This is a genomic window from Myxococcus sp. AB036A (assembly GCF_006547355.1).
Taxonomy (GTDB): Bacteria; Myxococcota; Myxococcia; order Myxococcales; family Myxococcaceae; genus Myxococcus; species Myxococcus virescens.
This window is the reverse complement of record NZ_VHLC01000154.1, coordinates 1-15,608: the sequence shown is the minus strand read 5'-3', so window position 1 is coordinate 15,608 and position 15,608 is coordinate 1. Positions and strand designations below refer to the sequence as shown.

The following is a 15,608-nucleotide window of genomic DNA, read 5'->3' as shown; positions in this document are numbered from 1 at the left end:
CGCCTCCACCGCCCGCTCCGGCCATGCGCCGGGCCGCGGCGGCACCCACCTATTCCAGCGCGGAGTTCGTCGGCCTGGAGCGGCGTTCGGATGACCGCATCCACGCGGACGTGAAGGTGACGCTGCAGAACGCGGGCATCTTCACCGACCACCGCATCATCAACCTGTCATCGGGCGGACTGTTCATCGCCACGGACAAGCCGCTGCGGCTGGGGACCTTGGTGGAACTCACCTTGCGCTTCGATGAGCCGCCCCGGGTGCTGACGCTCCGCAGCTCCGTCATCTGGGAGAATTCGCTGGAGGACGGAAAGAACCCGCGCGGCTACGGGTTGCGTCTGAGCCACCTTCGCCCGGAGGAGAAGGAGTTCGTGCAGAAGTACCTGGCTCGCGCAAAGGACCTGAAGAAGAAGCCCTGAAACCAGGCGCTACAGCATCTGCCCCAGGAAGACGGCGCCCATCATCACGTAGACCGCCATCACGGCCATGACAGCCTTCAACTCCAGGTCATCGCGGTCCATCAGGTTCTTGAAGTTCATCATCGTGCCCTCCGAGTGTTGCCCCTCGCCCTTCCATACGGGGTGCGGAAAAACCCATTGCGTCCACCGCCGCCGGCTCCGCTGAAGTTCCCTTGCGGACGGTGCGGTGGACTCAGAGGATGACCGTCGTGTCCACCGCCTCCGCCGAATACCGGCTGCTCGAAGCGATGCCCCTCCCCACCGCCCTCATCCGCGGCGAGCAGGTGCTACGGGTCAACGCGGCGCTCGCCACCCTGCTGGGCGTTCCAGCGTCGGAGCTGGAAGCCCTGTCGCTCTCCGAAAGCATCCGCCGCTTCGTCCCCGCGGAACGCGGCTGGGTGGAGCCGCTGTATGAATCCCTCGTCCGCGGTGGGCCGCTGCCTGAAGGTCCCGTCTGGGTGCGCGTGCAGCCGGCGAGCGGCCCCCAGCGCACGCTGGCCCTGAGGCATGCGCCCGGTGCGCACCCGGACGAGCTGGTGGTGGTGCTGCTGGAGGCGGAAGCGGAGGACTCCGTGCGGCGCCTCACGGAGGCGTTGGTGGCGGCCGCCGCGACGATGCTGCGCTGCCGCGACGAGCGGTCGGTGCTGGAGACGGCCGTGGACGCCATCTACCGCCAGGGCTTCTCCGTGTCCGTCGTCTACGTGGACGGCGACGCCTTCCGGTACGGGCCCCTGCGGCAGAACCCCTTCATCGTGGCCGAGGCCGAGCAGCTCTACGGCATGCCCCTGGCGGACGTGCGCATTCCGAACGCCGCGCTGCCGCACTTCCTGGAGGTGCTCGAGCGGCGCAAGGCGGCCTTCCACCACGACATGCTCGGCATGGCGCGCTTCCCGCCTTCCGCCAACGGGGAGAGCCCCGTGTGCCAGCTTCATCCACCGGACATGCGCGGGCTGGACGCGCCCATCCTCGTGGACGGGCATCCGTTCGGCGTGCTCTCCGTGCAGGGCCCCGCCCTCACCCCCGCGGGCGCCAGCACCCTGGAGCTGTTCGCGCAGCTGGTGGGCGGCGCGCTGGAGAACGTGCGCCACCACCAGATGTCCGCGGTGCGGCTGGAGGAGGTGTCCCGGCTCCAGGACGAGCTGGTGGCGCGCGAGCGGCTGGAGGTGCTGGGCGAGGCCGCGGGCGTCGTGGCCCACGAGGTGCGCAATCCCCTGGGCGCCATCCTCAACGCGGTGGCGGTGCTGCGCCGCGAGGCCCACCTGGGGCCCACGGGACAAGCCGCGGTGGGCATGCTGGAGGAGGAGGCCATCCGGCTGGAGGACATCGTCCGGGACCTGCTGGACGTGGTGCGCCCGCTGGAGCCGCGCCCCCGCCCCGTGCAGTTGGGCGAGCTGGTGCGCCGGGCGCTGGGGCAGATGCATGGCCCGCCGGACGCCCCCACGCTGCGCTTCAGCGTGGACGAGGCCGCGGAGACGCCTCCGCTCGAAGGGGACGAGACGCTGCTCCAACTGGCGGTGACGCACCTGGTGCGCAACGCCGTGCAGGCCTCACCCGCGGGCGGCAAGGTACGGATGACGGTGGAGCCCGCGGACGGCGGCGTGCGCCTGGTGGTGGAGGACGAAGGGCCCGGCATTCCCGACGTGGACCCGCAGCGCGTCTTCCAGCCTTTCTTCCTCACCCGCGCCAACGGACGGGGGCTGGGGCTGGCCATTGTCCGGCGCGTGGTGCTGGCGCATGAGGGCAGCGTGCGCGCCAGCAGCCGGCCTCGCGGCGGTGCTCGCTTCGAGCTGTGGCTGCCGCGAGCGCCTAGCCGTATGTCTCCCGTTTGATGCGCTTGTCCTCGATGCCCAGCGCGTGGAGGTGGCCCAGCACCGTCTCCATGAAGCGCGGCGTGGAGGGCGTGCGCGTCTCCAGCGCCTTGCGCCGGTCCCACGGCGTAATCGCCGGGCCGCAGGCGTACACCAGGCACGTATCCCGGTCCTGAATCAGCTCCTCCAGCAGGGCCTGGTGGACGCGGCCCTTCCGCACGGCGGCGCCGAAGCGCGACTCATCCGTCTCACGCGTAAGCGTGTGCACCACGCGCACGCGGTCCGGGTGCTGGCGCTCCAGGGCGGCCAGCTCTTCGCCATACAACACGTCCCCCCACGTCTTGTTGGAGAAGAGGAAGGTGTGGCGCAGCTTCAGCCCCCGGTGGAGCGCGTCCTTGAGGATGGCGAAGTTGGGCACCGCGCCGGAGCCGGCCACCAGGTGGACCACGTGCTCCGTGCGCTCCTCCACGTCCTCCGGCAGCACATAGGGCCCCATGAAGGCCATCACCTTCATCCGCGCGCCGGTGAGCCGGCCATGCACGAGGTAGGGCGACAAGAGCGGCGGATAGCGGGTGAGGCCGGGGATGAACTCCTCGTCCTTCACGGTGATGGCCACCAGCGGCTCGTGTGGGGCAGATGCGAGCGAGTAGGAACGCTGCGGCTCCTTCCGCCCCTTCTGCTCCTGGAGGTAGGCCGACAGGCGGCCCAAGGCGGGGAACTGGTGCGGGTCGATGTTGAGGAACTGCCCGGCCTTGTATTCCAGCGGGACTCCGCCGAAATCCAGGAACAGCGTCGCCGTGTCGTGCGTGTCCATCCGCACATGGTCGACGGTGACCTCGTATTCCACGGGCTTCCTGGCGCGCGACGCGCGGGCTTCGACCAGACTCATGCGCCCTCCCATAGCCAACCCGCATGGAGGGTGGGAAGAGGGGAAGGAAAAACCGTCCCGCCCCCCAGTCCCACATGAGCGTTGGCTGTACGACGGCTCGCCCGCCAGGCGAGGCGCCGGGACAGGAGGGGTGCTGACGCGCGACACTTGTCGGAACTACATCTGCGGGTGGAGCGTTGAGGGCCTGGGACGACTGCCCCCCTGAGCTAGAGGCGACCAATACGTGCTGCGCATTCTCTTCTTCCTGATGTCGAAGCTGCCAGAAGGCGCCCGCCAGCAGGTGGTCCGCGCCCTGATGAACGGCGTCTGGGACACCCTGGCGAACGAGCAGGTCCTGGGGCGGGAGAACATCCCGGACCAACCCTGCCTCTTTCTCTGCAACCACCTGTCCAACGCGGACGGCTTCACGCTGGACCGGGCCTTCCGGCCGCGCAAGGTCGTCTTCCTGGCCGGGGTGAAGCTGAAGAGCACGGTGATGACGCGCCTGGCCTCGGAGACGATGGAGACCATCGCCATCAAGCCCAACTCGCCCGACATCGAGGCGATGCGACGGGCGCTGGACACCCTCAAGGCCGGCAAGTCGGTGCTCATCTTCCCGGAGGGCGCGCGCAGCCGCACGGGCACCCTCACGCAGGCGAAGAAGGGCCTGTCGCTGATTGCCAAGCGCGCGGGCGTGCCCGTGGTGCCGGTGGCGTTGCAGGGCACGGAGAAGCTGATGCCCATCAACGACTCGGACATGGGCGGCGAGCGGCTCTTCAAAGCCGACGTCTTCGTGCGCTTCGGCCCGCCCTTCCGCGTGGAGGCGCTGGAGGCCGAGGTGGCGGGCGCCGAGGACCCGCGGCAGGCCCTGGTGGATGCGATGATGCGCCGGGTGGCGGAGCTGCTGCCGCCCGAGTACCGCGGCTTCTACGCGGATACCTCCGCTGCGGCGGCTCCGGCCCCGGACTGGGAGCGGCCTTCCGCGCCCGCGTCCTGAATGAAGCATTGCGGCGCGCGCCGGGACGCGGACAATGGACGCTCCCGTGACACGCGCCCGCACCGACGAACAGCTCTTTGTCTCCACCCTCCCCGGCCTGGAGCCCGCCCTGGAGGCAGAAGCCTCCGCGCTGGGCTGGAAGCCCCGCCGCGTGGACGGCGGCGTGGAGCTGGAGGGCCCGGCCGGCCTGCACCAGGACGCCAACCTGCGCCTTCGCTGCGCCAGCCGGGTGCTGCTGCGCGTGGGCCACTTCCGCGCGGGAGACTCCGACACCCTCTCCGACCGACTGGCTGAACTGGACCTGTCTCACGTCTGGGATGGGCGCTCGCCACCGAAGCTGTCGGTGAGCCTGAACCGCTCCCCCGTGCCAGGGCCCGACGTGGTGTTCTCCGCGGCGGCGTATGCGTGGAATGTGCCCTCGGTGGAGCGCGCGGGGCCGCTCGATGAGGAGGGCGGAGGCCCGGGCCTGACGTTGCTGGTGCGGGTGGATGGTGACGCGTTCACCGTGAGCGCCGACACCAGCGGGGATGCGCTGCACCGCCGGGGCTACCGCCAGGAAGTGAGCCGCGCGCCCCTGCGTGAGACGCTGGCGGCGGGCATCCTCCGGCTGGCGGGCTACGACGGCACGCAGCCCCTGGTGGACCCGATGTGCGGCTCGGGCACCTTCCTGGTGGAGGCGGCGTGGATGGCCATGCGCCGGGCGCCAGGATTGCTGCGCGCCTTCGCCTTCGAGTCCTTCCCCTCCTTCGACGCCCAGGCCTGGGCCGGGCGCAAGGCGCGCGCGACGGCGGACGCGCTGCCCGCGCCAGGAGCGGCGATTCACGGCTACGACATCAACGCGGGCTCGCTGGGAACGGCGCGGCGCAATGCCCGGCGCGCGGGGGTGACACTCGCGCTGGAGCGGCAGGACGCGCGGACGCTGAAGGCGCCCGTGGAAGGCCCGGGCTTGGTGGTGGTGAATCCGCCCTACGGCAAGCGCGTGGGCGAAGCCGAAGACCTGCCCGCGCTGTACCGGGCCCTGGGGAACATGCTGCGCCAGGGCTTCGCGGGGTGGCGCGCGGCGGTCATCCTTCCGGATGAGGCGGCGCTGGTGAAGGCGCTGGGACTGACGGGTGCGCGAAGCCTCCCGGTGAAGAACGGCGGGCTCAAGTGCCGGCTGCTGCTGTCGGGGCTGGATGTGACGTGAGGCCCAGGCGGTGCGTTCGAGGTCCTCCTCTACAGCAAGGCCCCTGGATACGCCGATGCACGCCGGCTTCGCGTCCGAGACAGCCGGGCAAACCGGCCCTGACTGAAGAACGATGACTGTCCTGCCGCTCGGAGGGCAGGCGCGGAGTCCTCGGTGGAGCGCCCACGAAGGCCGCCATCCGGATGCGCCGCGCCGCCGTGCCGTGGTAACGCGGGCCTGTGGAAACGTGGTTCACGCCCTTCGAGCCGAAGCCCCTCGCGGACGAACTCCCCGGGCGCTTCCCAAACCCCTTCGACGAGGGCGCGCCCCACGCACTGGCGCGCCGTGCGGCGGAATGGCTCCAGCGGGAGCTCCGGGCAGGCCATCTCGCGCCTGGACTCGAGGCCTCGTGCCTCGACACGTCCGAGGGTGGAAAGATGTTCGGCATCCTCGTGGTCCAGGCGCCTGACGGTCGCGTCGGATTCCTCCGCGCCTTCTCGGGCATGCTTGGCGGGCGATGGGACCTCCCCTGTTTCGCGCCGCCCCTCTTCGCCCGTGACGAGCGCGAGCGGCTGGAGCCCGCGGGTGACGCCCTGGTGAAGCGCCTGATGGCCCGTGAGGCGGCCTTCCGCCAGTCCCCCGAGCGCGCCTCCGTCCTGACCGCGCATGACGCGTTGCAAGCGCGCCACACCGAGGCCCGCGCGGCGCTCCGCGCCACACACGATGCCCGGAAGAAGCAGCGCCATGCGAGGCGCACAGACGTCATGGCCTCGGACTCGCTGAGTGAGGAGGCGAAGCGAGCGGCGCTGCATGCGCTCGACCAGGAAAGCCGGGGGGACAAGGCGGAACTGCGGAGGCTGGAGGCGCAACACGACGAGGCGCAGCGGGCGCTCGCGCCCCAGCGGGCCCGCATGGAGCGGCGACTTCGCGCCATGGAGCGACTGCGGCGCATCGTCTGCCGCGCGCTGATGAAGCGCCTGCACGACACCTACGTGGTGCCCAATGCACGCGGAGAACACCGGCACCTGCGCGGCCTCTACGCCAGAGGCGAGCCCCCATCGGGCGCGGCGGACTGCGCCGGGCCCAAGCTCCTAGCGCATGCCCTCGCCCAGGGCTTCCGTCCGCTCGCGCTCGCCGAGTTCTGGTGGGGTGCCCCTCCTCCCGCGGGAGGCCGGGCCGCCGGCGCGTACTACCCCGCTTGCAAGGACAAGTGCGGGCCGCTGCTGCCGTACATGCTGGACGGTCTCCCTGTCTCCGCGCCCCGGCCGTTCGCGGTGCCCGTGCTGCAGTCACGAGAGCTGGACATCGTCTTCGAGGACGAATGGCTCGTGGTGGTGGAGAAGCCGGAGGGCCTGCTCTCCGTGCCCGCGAAGGACGTCTCGGTGGAGGACTCCGTGCTGGCCCGGCTGCGCGCGAGAGCTCCAGAAGCGGCGGGGACGATGCTCGCGCACCGGCTCGACCTGGACACGTCGGGGCTGCTCGTCGCGGCGAAGGACGCGCGCACCTACGCGGCCTTGCAACGCCAGTTCGCCGGGCGCGAGGTGCACAAGCGCTACGCCGCATGGGTCGAAGGCAACGTCCAGGGCGAGCGCGGCACCATCGACTTTCCCATGCGCGTGGACCTGGACGACCGGCCCCGGCAGATTCACGACCCCGTGCACGGCAAGCCCGCGGTGACGGAGTGGCACGTGCTTGAACGCAGCCACGGCCGCACGAAGGTGGCCCTCTTCCCGCTCACCGGGAGGACGCACCAGTTGCGCGTCCACGCGGCCCATCCGCTGGGCCTTGGCGCGCCCATCGTCGGCGACCGCCTCTATGGCCACCCGGGGCCCCGATTGCATCTGCATGCGGAGGCCCTATCGTTCCAGCACCCTGTCACGGGGCAGCGCCTCACGCTGGAGCGGCCGGCTCCCTTCTGACCTCGCGTATCTCGACCGCAAGCCCGCGCTGCACGAGGGCGCCGCGACGCCCGGAGCACCATCGACGCGGGCCCCCGGCGAGGGCTCCCGACCTCGCTGTTCGGAAATGTCGGGAGTTTTGCGCCACGAAATCTCCCGACATTTCCGAACAGCAAGCGCTCCGAACGCGCCGCGCCCCCGCGCATCCACCGTTCCCGGACACGGAGAGCAGAGCCTCCCCCAGGGACGCCCCTCGATGACGGGGCGACCTTGTTGAGGCGAGCGGCCCTGTCACCGCCGCAGTGGGGGGCACCGCGCCGAGAAGGCACAGCTGGCGCTCATGGGACCTGCCCCGCGCCCTGACGACAGGCTGCGGCGACATGGCAGACGCCCGCGTTCAGCGCGTGACGACGTCCTCGGAGGTATCTTCGGAGGCATCCGGCTCCGGCGCGGAGACAGTCTCCACCGCGGCTGACACCGCCGGCTTCACACCCAGCTCACGCGTCAGCTTGGGATTCACCCCGGTCTCCGCCAACAGCCGCTCCAGTTGAATGCGCGCGCGCCGGTTCTCCCGGTGTACGCGGCGCCCCAGAATCAGCTCGTTCTTCAGCGAGTGTTCCCAGCCCGTCAGCTCCGTCACCGTCACCTGGTAGCCGAAAGCCTCCAGCGTCAGCGCGCGGATGACGTTCGTCAGGTGCGAGCCGAACTCGCGCCGGTGCCAGGCATGCGCGTACAGCAGCGACATGCTGCCGCTGCTGGCCACGACGGGGCGCTTCTCCTTGAGCTGCGCGGCCACCTCCGCCTGGCAGCACGGCACCACCGCGACGTGGTCCGCGCCATGGCGGATGGCCGCGACGAGTGCATCATCCGTGGCCGTGTCACACGCGTGCAGCGCCATCAGCAGGTGGATGCGCTCTGGGTACTGCGCCGTGTCGATGTGCGCCGTCTGGAACTGCATCCGCGTGAAGCCCAGCCGTTGGGCGCGGCCCTGGGCCCGCTCCGTCAGGTCCGGCCGGCCTTCAATGGACAGCAGCGTGCCGCTGGCGGCGCCCTTGAGGAACAGCTCGTAGAGGACGAAGCCCAGGTAGGCGTTGCCGCTGCCCGCGTCCACCATCACCGCGTTCGGGTGGCGCGCCTGGACATCCTCCACGGCGGGACGCAGCAAGCCCATCAGGTGGTTCACCTGCTTGAGCTTGCGCAGCGCGTCCGCGTTGAGGTGCCCCTCGCGCGTGAGCAGGTGCAGCTCGCGCAGCAGCGCGGGGGACTGGTCCGGCAGCAGCTCCCGCCGGACCTGCGAGGCTTTGACGTTGCGCCTCAGACGGACACCACCTCGAGGACCTCGGGAATCATTTCCCGCAGGCGCCCCTCGATGCCCATCTTCAGCGTCGCCGTGGACGACGGGCATCCCGCGCACGCGCCCTTCATGTGCAGGTAGACGATGCCGTCCTCGAAGCGGTCCAGGGTGATGTCACCACCGTCCATGGCCACCGCCGGGCGGATTTCGTTGTCCAGGATGTCCTGGATGCGCCCTTCCACGGTGCCACCACCGGACGAGCCCGCCGCCTCGCGAGCCGCCGCCAGCGCCGCCTCGTCCACCACCGGCTCGTTGGCCGTCAGGTGCGTGTCCAGCGTGGACATGACCTCGTCATTGAGCTCGTCCCACTCGCCCTCTTCCCCCTTCGTCACCGTCACGAAGTTGGTGCCAATCATCACCGCCGTGACGCCGCGCACGTCCATCAGCTTGCGCGCCAACGGGGACTTCGCCTGGGCCTCCTCGGGGTTCGTGAAGTTCACCGCCCCGCCCGCCAACAACCGCCGGTCCACCACGTACTTCAGCGTGCTGGGGTTCGGGGTCCACTCGAGCTGGATGTTCACCGACATTCAAATCTCCTTGGACGACTCCTCTAAGGCGCTCGCGGCCCCATAGCAACCCGGGTCGCGGGCTGGCAATCGCCCTCGCCCCCGCTCCCTCCACTCCGGCACCAACCAGCAATCCCAGAAATACATGAACTCATAGTGGATTTAGCGTAGACTGGGGGCATGCCCCCGCCCCCGCCCCGCGTGCCCGCCAGCGTGTTCGAGGGGTTCTTCGTGCGGGGTCTCCAGGCGGAGGGCCGGCTGGCCCAGGAACTGGAGGCGCTGGGGTACGACATCCGAAAGCCGGAGTTGGACTACCCCATTTCTCTCTGGCAGCAGGCGGTGGCCCTGGCACGGCGGGAGCGATACTCGGAGTTCAGTGACGAGGACGCCTACCGGCAACTGGGCCGCCAGGGCCTCTTCGGCTTCGCGCAGACGCTGGTGGGCCGCGTGGCCGCGGTAGCCCTGCCCATGATTGGGCCTGCGCAGGCCCTGGAGCGGGTGCCTCGCTACCTGGCGATGATGGGCCGCTCGGACGTGGACGTCTCGATGTCCTCCGAAGGCGAGCGCGGCCGCCGCCTCTCCCTGTCGGACCGCTACAACCGGCCCGAGCTGATGGCGGGGTGCCTGGAGGGAATGTTGGAGCTGGCCAACGCCCGGCCTCGAATCTCCGTGGAGGAGCGCAGCAGCGGGGGGTACCGTCTGTTCGTGCGCTGGTAGCCCGCCAGCCCCACCCTGGAGCCCCGCGTGTCCTACCCGCCCAGACTCGCCCACCTCGCCACCCGCGCCGTGGTGGTGGCGAAGCTCGTCCCCACCTACGCGCAGGCCCACCACATCGACGAGGAAGAAGCAGCGCAGCGGCTGTCCAGTGCGCTCTCCGGACGGATGCTGCCCACGTTGCTGGATGTCACGTGGACCGCCATGCGCGGCAAGGCGAAGCGGCTCACCGACGACGGGCTGGTGGAGAAGGTGGCCGCCACCTTGAGTGAGCGGCCCCTGCGGCCGGGACGCATCGCCCCCGTGGGTCCGGCGCTCAGCGCCTTCTTCATCCTGGTGGACCTGGAGGTGGGCACCGCGGGTGACGCCGCGCGGCGGGTCATGGAATCGGACGAGGGACGCCGCCGGGGGGAGGAAGGACTGGCGGAAGCCGGACGCTTCCTCGCCGCGGAGCTGACTCGCGGGAAGTAGCGCCCGGACGGCCGTGGCAGCAGTGGGCGCGCATCGTTATAGGCTCGCCCTGGCCCAGGCCCCGACGATGTCGACACCGCTCCCCACCACGCTGCGAATCCTGCGCTCCCTCTCCGACGTCCCCCGCGCCACGTGGGATGCGCTGGTGGACGCCCAGGCCACGCCGTTCCTGGAGTGGACCTTCCTCACCGCGATGGAGGAGAGCGGCTGCGCGGTGCCGGCGCGGGGCTGGCACCCCCGGCACCTGACGCTCTGGCGCGGCTCGCGCCTGGTGGCCGCCGCGCCCGCCTATCTCAAGGACGACAGCGACGGGGAGTTCGTCTTCGACAGCCCCTGGGCCACCGCCTCCGAGCGCGCGGGCCTGCGCTACTACCCGAAGCTCGTGCTCGCCGTCCCCTTCACCCCCGCCACCGGTCGCCGCGTGCTGGTGGCCCCGGGCGAGGACCGCGCCGCGCGCGAGGCGGAGCTGTACGCCGCCGCCCAGGAGTTCGCCCGGGCCGAGCGCCTGTCCGGCATCCACGTCCTCTTCCCCACCGAGGAGGAACTGCCCGTCCTGGTGTCCCAGGGCTTCGCCGTGCGGCTGGGCGTGCAGTACCACTGGCGCAACCAGGGCTACCGGACGCTGGAGGACTTCCTCGCCCGCTTCCACGCCAAGCGCCGCAACCAGCTGCGCCGGGAGCTGCGGGCCCTGAACGAGCACGGCATCGAGGTCCGCACCCTGCGCGGGGACGCGCTGGCGGACGCGGACGCGGACACCGTCTACCGCCTGTACGCCACCACGGTGGACAAGTATCCGTGGGGCCAGCGCTTCCTCACCCCGGACTTCTTCGCTCGCATGCTCGCCCGCTTCCGGCACCGCTGCGAGTGGGTGGAGGCCCGCCGGGAAGGCCGGCTGGTGGCCGGTGCGTTCAACTTCACCGGTGCCAACGTTCTCTATGGCCGTTACTGGGGCTGCTTCGAGGAGCACCCCTTCCTTCACTTCAACGTCTGCCTGTACCACCCCATCTCGGAGGGCATCACCTCCGGGCTGGAGCGCTTCGAGCCGGGCGCGGGGGGAGAGCACAAGCTCACCCGGGGATTCGAGCCGCGCCTCACGTACAGTGCGCACCTGCTCCTCCACCCGGGCATGGACAGGGCCGTGCGCGGCTTCCTGGCCCACGAGCGGGCAGCCGTCGAAGGAAGCCTGCCCCAGTGGCGGGCGGAGACTGGTTTCAAGGAGGGGGACTGAAAATCCCCCGCCCGTTCAGCAAAGGGAGTCCGAACGACTTATGGCGCAGAAGCATGAGCACGACACCTCCGTCATCACGGAGTCCGCCCCCAAGCAGAAGCTCAAGAAACCGCCGCTCTACAAGGTGCTCCTGCACAACGACAACTACACGACCCGGGAGTTCGTCGTGGCCGTGCTCAAGGAGGTCTTCCACAAGTCGGAGACGGATGCCGTGCAGATCATGCTGCACGTTCATTACAACGGTGTCGGGGTGGCCGGCGTTTATACGTACGACGTCGCCGAAACGAAGATTCAGACGGTGGAGGCCGCGGCGCAGGAGAACGACATGCCGCTGCGACTCTCCATGGAACCCGAGGAAGGTTGAAACGTGGCAGGACCGCTGATTGCCAAAGAGTTGCAGGCCAGCTTCCGCACCGCCCTGGACGAGGCGCGGAAGATGCGCCACGAGTACCTGACGCTGGAACACCTGCTCCTGGCGCTCACCAGGGATGCGCGCACGCGTGAAGTCCTCAAGGGGTGCGGCGCCAACGTGAAGCAACTCCAGGAGCGCCTGGTCTCCTTCCTGGAGGAGACGGTTGAGCGCCTGCCGGAGGGCGTGGACGCCGAGCCGCAGCAGACCATCGGCGTGGAGCGGGTGCTCCACCGCGCCGCCATGCACGCGCTGTCCGCCGAGCAGAAGCTCATCGACGGTGGGGACGTGCTGGTGGCCCTCTTCCGCGAGGACGAGAGCCACGCGCTCTACCTGCTCCAGCAGGAGGGCGTCACCAGGTTGGATTTGCTCAACTACATCTCCCACGGCGTCACCAAGGACGGCGAGGGTGAAGGTGAGGGCGAGGAGAGCGCCGGCCACGCCACCCCCGCGGGCGACGACGACGAGGGCGAGTCCCCGAAGAAGAGCCCGCTCGAGGCCTACACGGTGCAGCTCAACATCGAGGCCCAGGAGGGGCGCATCGACCCGCTCATCGGCCGCGAGAAGGAGCTGGAGCGCACCATCCAGGTGCTCTGCCGCCGCCGGAAGAACAACCCGCTCTACGTGGGTGAGGCGGGCGTGGGCAAGACGGCCATCGCCGAAGGGCTGGCGCTGCACATCCACGAAGGCCGCGTGCCGGAGGTGCTGAAGGATGCCATCGTCTACTCGTTGGACATGGGCGCGCTGCTCGCGGGCACCAAGTTCCGCGGCCAGTTCGAGGAGCGGCTCAAGGGTGTGCTCAAGGCCCTGAAGGAGCAGCCGAACGCCATCCTCTTCATCGACGAAATCCACACCATCGTCGGCGCGGGCGCCACCAGTGGCGGCTCCATGGACGCATCCAACCTGCTCAAGCCCGCGCTGGCCAGCGGGCGGCTGCGCTGCATCGGCTCGACGACGTACCAGGAGTACAAGTCCGCCTTCGAGCGGGACCGGGCCCTGTCACGCCGCTTCCAGAAGATTGAGGTGGGCGAACCCTCCGTCGAGGACACCATCCTCATCCTGGAGGGGCTGAAGAGCCGCTACGAGGAGCACCACGGGGTGAAGTACCAGCCCGAGGCCATCCGCGCGGCGGCGGAGCTGTCCGCCAAACACATCAACGACCGGTTCCTGCCGGACAAGGCCATCGACGTCATCGACGAGACGGGCTCGGCCGAGCGGCTCAAGCCGGAGGGCCAGCGCTCCAACACCGTCAGCGGCGCGGACGTGGAGGCCGTCGTCGCGAAGATGGCGCGCATCCCCGCCAAGAGCGTGTCCGCCAGCGAGGGCGTGCAGCTCCAGAATCTGGAGAAGGAGCTCCAGGGCGTCATCTACGGACAGGACTCGGCCATCAAGGACCTGGTCAGCGCCATCATGCTGGCCCGCTCCGGACTGCGCGCGCCGGAGAAGCCCATTGGCTCGTTCCTCTTCTCCGGCCCCACGGGCGTGGGCAAGACGGAGCTGGCCAAGCAGCTGGCGCAGTCGCTGGGCGTGGAGTTCCTGCGCTACGACATGAGCGAGTACTCGGAGAAGCACACGGTGAGCCGGCTCATCGGCGCGCCGCCGGGCTATGTCGGCTTCGACCAGGGCGGCCTGCTCACGGACGCCGTGCGCAAGCACCCCTACTCGGTGGTGGTGCTGGATGAAATCGAGAAGGCCCACCCGGACCTCTTCAACATCCTGCTCCAGGTGATGGACCACGCGACGCTGACGGACAACAACGGCCGCAAGGCCGACTTCCGCAACATCGTCCTCATCCTCACCACCAACGCGGGCGCCCAGGAGATGAGCACCAAGGCCATTGGCTTCGGGGACCTCGCGAAGCCGGTGGACTCCACCCGCGCGAAGAAGGCGATTGAGCGCACCTTCACGCCGGAGTTCCGCAACCGCCTGGACGGGTGGATTCTCTTCTCCGGCCTCCCGCCCGAGGTCATCCTCAAGGTCGTGGACAAGGAAGTGCGCCTGCTCCAGAAGATGCTGGACGAGAAGAAGGTGAAGCTGGCGCTGACGCCCGCCGCCCGCGCGTGGCTGGCCGAGCACGGCTATGACCCGGCCTTCGGCGCGCGGCCCATGGCCCGGCTGGTGGACAACTCGCTGAAGAAGCCGCTCGCCCAGGCGCTCCTCTTCGGGGACCTGAAGCATGGCGGCACCGCCCACTACGACGTGGAGGACGACAGCCTCAAGCTGCGCACGGAGCCCGCCACCGCCGAGGTGGCATAATAGCCCCTGCCCGCGCTGGCCGCGGACATGACAAGGCCCCGGTCCCCTTCCCTGGGAGCCGGGGCCTTCGTCTGTCCGCCCGTGACGGCGGGCGGGCGACTACTCGACGCGGTAGCTCTTCACCGCGCTGGAGAGCTGCTCGGAGATGATTTGCAGCGTGGTGGCGGCCTCGCCGGTGGAGCCGATGCGGGCCACCGTCTCATCCATCATCTTGGACAAGTCATTCACCGCCAGGGTGATTTGGTTGATGCCCACGTTCTGCTGGCTGACGGCGGCGGCAATCTGCCGGACGGCGGCGGCGTTGTCCTGGACGATGGAGGACAGCTCGCGCAGGTTCTGCCCGCTGGTGCGCACCTGGGCCAGCCCCGACTCCATGCGCTCGGCGCCGCGCTCCGTGATTCGCACCGCCAACGTCACCTGGTTGGCGATGTCGTCCAGCAGCTCGCGCACGCGCGTGGTGGCTTCGATGGACTGGTCCGCCAGGGCGCGGATTTCGCGCGCCACCACGCCGAAGCCCTTGCCGTGCTCGCCGGAGCGGACGGACTCGATGGCGGCGTTGAGCGCCAGCATGTTGGACTGGTCCGCCAGGTCCTTCACCGTCTGGGTGATGCCACCAATCTGCTGCGTGCGCTCGCCCAGCTCGACGATTTTCTGGGCAATCTCCCCCACCTGGACGCGGATGTCGTTGAGCCCCGCCATGGTGAGCTCGATGGAGGCCTCGCCGGACTTGGCCAGCGTGTCGGCGCGCTCGGCCACCGACAGCACGCTCTCCGCCTTCTGCGCGGCCAGCATGGAGGTCTGCTTGATTTCCTGCGCCGTCACCTGCGTCTCCTGCAGCGCCGCGGCCTGCCGGGAGATGGTCTGCGCCTGCTCCGTGGACGACGAATTCAGGTGCTCGGTGGACTGGGTGAGCGCCACGGCCGCCTGCTGGAGGTTGAGCGTCACCTCGCGCAGCCGCTCCACCATCTGCGAGAAGGAGCTGGCCAGCCGGCCCACCTCGTCACCGCTCTTCACCTGGATGGGGCGCGTCAAATCGCCGGACTCCACGATGTGGCCGGCCACCTCCGTCAGATTCTTCAACGGGCCGACGATGCTGCGGCCGAACAGCGCGGACACCGCCACGCCCAGGGCCACCAGCAGCGCCGCGAAGCCCACCATCCGCACGCGCAGCGCGGACACCAGTTCGTCGATGTGGTCCCGGGACACGCCCACGTGCACCGAGCCCAGGCGGCCACCGGCCACCGGCGCCACCACGTCCATGGCGCGCAGGCGGACGCCCCCGGCGTCCGCTTCCAGCACCGAGCCCGCGCCCGCGGTGGCGACCGCCTCCTTCAGCGCGTCCGGGAAGCCGTCCGGGAAGGTGTGGGCCACCACGTTGCCGGCCGAGTCTTGAATGAAGGCATAGGCCAGGTCCGAATGGCCCACGCTGGCGTCCAGCATGGGCTGGAGCGCGCTGGCCCCCGCCGCCACCCCCTGCTC

General features: G+C 69.9%; 14 protein-coding genes. 10 read left to right on the top strand and 4 right to left on the bottom strand.

Features of this window, described 5'->3' with window-relative positions:
* Together FL344_RS36085 and FL344_RS36080 are read left to right on the top strand one after the other, a co-directional pair.
* A partial coding sequence (locus tag FL344_RS36085) for a TIGR02266 family protein (RefSeq protein ID WP_141276957.1) occupies positions 1–416 on the top strand: 416 nt, incomplete at its 5' end.
* A gap of 239 nt (positions 417–655) precedes the next feature.
* A complete protein-coding gene (locus FL344_RS36080; RefSeq protein WP_194863381.1) occupies positions 656–2,284 on the top strand; it encodes an ATP-binding protein in 1,629 nt (542 codons plus the stop codon).
* On the opposite strand, the gene FL344_RS36075 is transcribed toward FL344_RS36080, so the two are convergent.
* Complete coding sequence (locus FL344_RS36075) at positions 2,262–3,152, bottom strand: oxidoreductase (RefSeq protein ID WP_194858693.1); 891 nt, start codon at positions 3,150–3,152, stop codon at positions 2,262–2,264. The genes FL344_RS36080 and FL344_RS36075 overlap by 23 nt on opposite strands.
* A 223-nt stretch (positions 3,153–3,375) precedes the next feature.
* Between FL344_RS36075 and FL344_RS36070 the strand changes: the two genes are divergently transcribed.
* The 3 genes from FL344_RS36070 to FL344_RS36060 all read left to right on the top strand — a co-directional run bounded on the left by FL344_RS36070 (position 3,376) and on the right by FL344_RS36060 (position 7,212).
* Positions 3,376–4,128: a 1-acyl-sn-glycerol-3-phosphate acyltransferase gene (locus FL344_RS36070; protein ID WP_141621708.1), complete on the top strand. Its 753-nt coding sequence runs from the start codon at positions 3,376–3,378 to the stop codon at positions 4,126–4,128.
* A 34-nt stretch (positions 4,129–4,162) separates the two neighbouring features.
* Positions 4,163–5,314 (top strand): class I SAM-dependent RNA methyltransferase, encoded by a 1,152-nt coding sequence (locus FL344_RS36065; RefSeq protein WP_141621707.1) that lies wholly within the window; start codon positions 4,163–4,165, stop codon positions 5,312–5,314.
* Positions 5,315–5,532: 218 nt separating this feature from the next.
* A complete protein-coding gene (locus FL344_RS36060; protein WP_141621706.1) occupies positions 5,533–7,212 on the top strand; it encodes an RluA family pseudouridine synthase in 1,680 nt (559 codons plus the stop codon).
* A 376-nt stretch (positions 7,213–7,588) separates the two neighbouring features.
* On the opposite strand, the gene FL344_RS36055 is transcribed toward FL344_RS36060, so the two are convergent.
* Both FL344_RS36055 and FL344_RS36050 read right to left on the bottom strand, forming a co-directional pair.
* Complete coding sequence (locus FL344_RS36055) at positions 7,589–8,392, bottom strand: SAM-dependent methyltransferase (RefSeq protein WP_305021788.1); 804 nt, start codon at positions 8,390–8,392, stop codon at positions 7,589–7,591.
* A gap of 113 nt (positions 8,393–8,505) precedes the next feature.
* Positions 8,506–9,072 carry a NifU family protein gene (locus tag FL344_RS36050; protein WP_141594336.1) on the bottom strand — a complete coding sequence of 189 codons (567 nt, stop codon included), beginning with the start codon at positions 9,070–9,072 and terminating at the stop codon, positions 8,506–8,508.
* Between the two features lie 159 nt (positions 9,073–9,231).
* Between FL344_RS36050 and FL344_RS36045 the strand changes: the two genes are divergently transcribed.
* From FL344_RS36045 to clpA, 5 genes are all read left to right on the top strand, one after another.
* On the top strand, positions 9,232–9,768 hold the full coding sequence (locus FL344_RS36045) for a DUF2378 family protein (protein WP_141621704.1): 537 nt from the start codon (positions 9,232–9,234) through the stop codon (positions 9,766–9,768).
* A 27-nt stretch (positions 9,769–9,795) separates the two neighbouring features.
* Positions 9,796–10,236, top strand: a complete 441-nt coding sequence (locus FL344_RS36040; RefSeq protein WP_026114260.1) for a hypothetical protein — start codon at positions 9,796–9,798, stop codon at positions 10,234–10,236.
* Positions 10,237–10,303: 67 nt separating this feature from the next.
* Positions 10,304–11,464, top strand: coding sequence for a GNAT family N-acetyltransferase (locus FL344_RS36035; RefSeq protein ID WP_194863380.1), 1,161 nt, complete (start codon positions 10,304–10,306; stop codon positions 11,462–11,464).
* Between the two features lie 40 nt (positions 11,465–11,504).
* On the top strand, positions 11,505–11,828 hold the full coding sequence (locus FL344_RS36030) for an ATP-dependent Clp protease adaptor ClpS (RefSeq protein ID WP_011555974.1): 324 nt from the start codon (positions 11,505–11,507) through the stop codon (positions 11,826–11,828).
* 3 nt (positions 11,829–11,831) lie between these two features.
* Positions 11,832–14,129: an ATP-dependent Clp protease ATP-binding subunit ClpA gene (clpA, locus tag FL344_RS36025; protein ID WP_141594338.1), complete on the top strand. Its 2,298-nt coding sequence runs from the start codon at positions 11,832–11,834 to the stop codon at positions 14,127–14,129.
* 99 nt (positions 14,130–14,228) lie between these two features.
* Here clpA and FL344_RS36020 read toward each other — a convergent pair.
* On the bottom strand, positions 14,229–15,608 hold a 1,380-nt coding region (locus FL344_RS36020; protein WP_141621703.1), incomplete at its 5' end, for a methyl-accepting chemotaxis protein.

Coding starts and splice junctions, on each gene's coding strand:
- FL344_RS36080 (WP_194863381.1), top strand. CDS start 656: ATGACCGTCGTGTCCACCGCCTCCGCCGAATACCGGCTGCTCGAAGCG.
- FL344_RS36075 (WP_194858693.1), bottom strand. CDS start 3,152: ATGAGTCTGGTCGAAGCCCGCGCGTCGCGCGCCAGGAAGCCCGTGGAA.
- FL344_RS36065 (WP_141621707.1), top strand. CDS start 4,163: ATGGACGCTCCCGTGACACGCGCCCGCACCGACGAACAGCTCTTTGTC.
- FL344_RS36050 (WP_141594336.1), bottom strand. CDS start 9,072: ATGTCGGTGAACATCCAGCTCGAGTGGACCCCGAACCCCAGCACGCTG.
- FL344_RS36045 (WP_141621704.1), top strand. CDS start 9,232: ATGCCCCCGCCCCCGCCCCGCGTGCCCGCCAGCGTGTTCGAGGGGTTC.
- FL344_RS36035 (WP_194863380.1), top strand. CDS start 10,304: ATGTCGACACCGCTCCCCACCACGCTGCGAATCCTGCGCTCCCTCTCC.
- FL344_RS36030 (WP_011555974.1), top strand. CDS start 11,505: ATGGCGCAGAAGCATGAGCACGACACCTCCGTCATCACGGAGTCCGCC.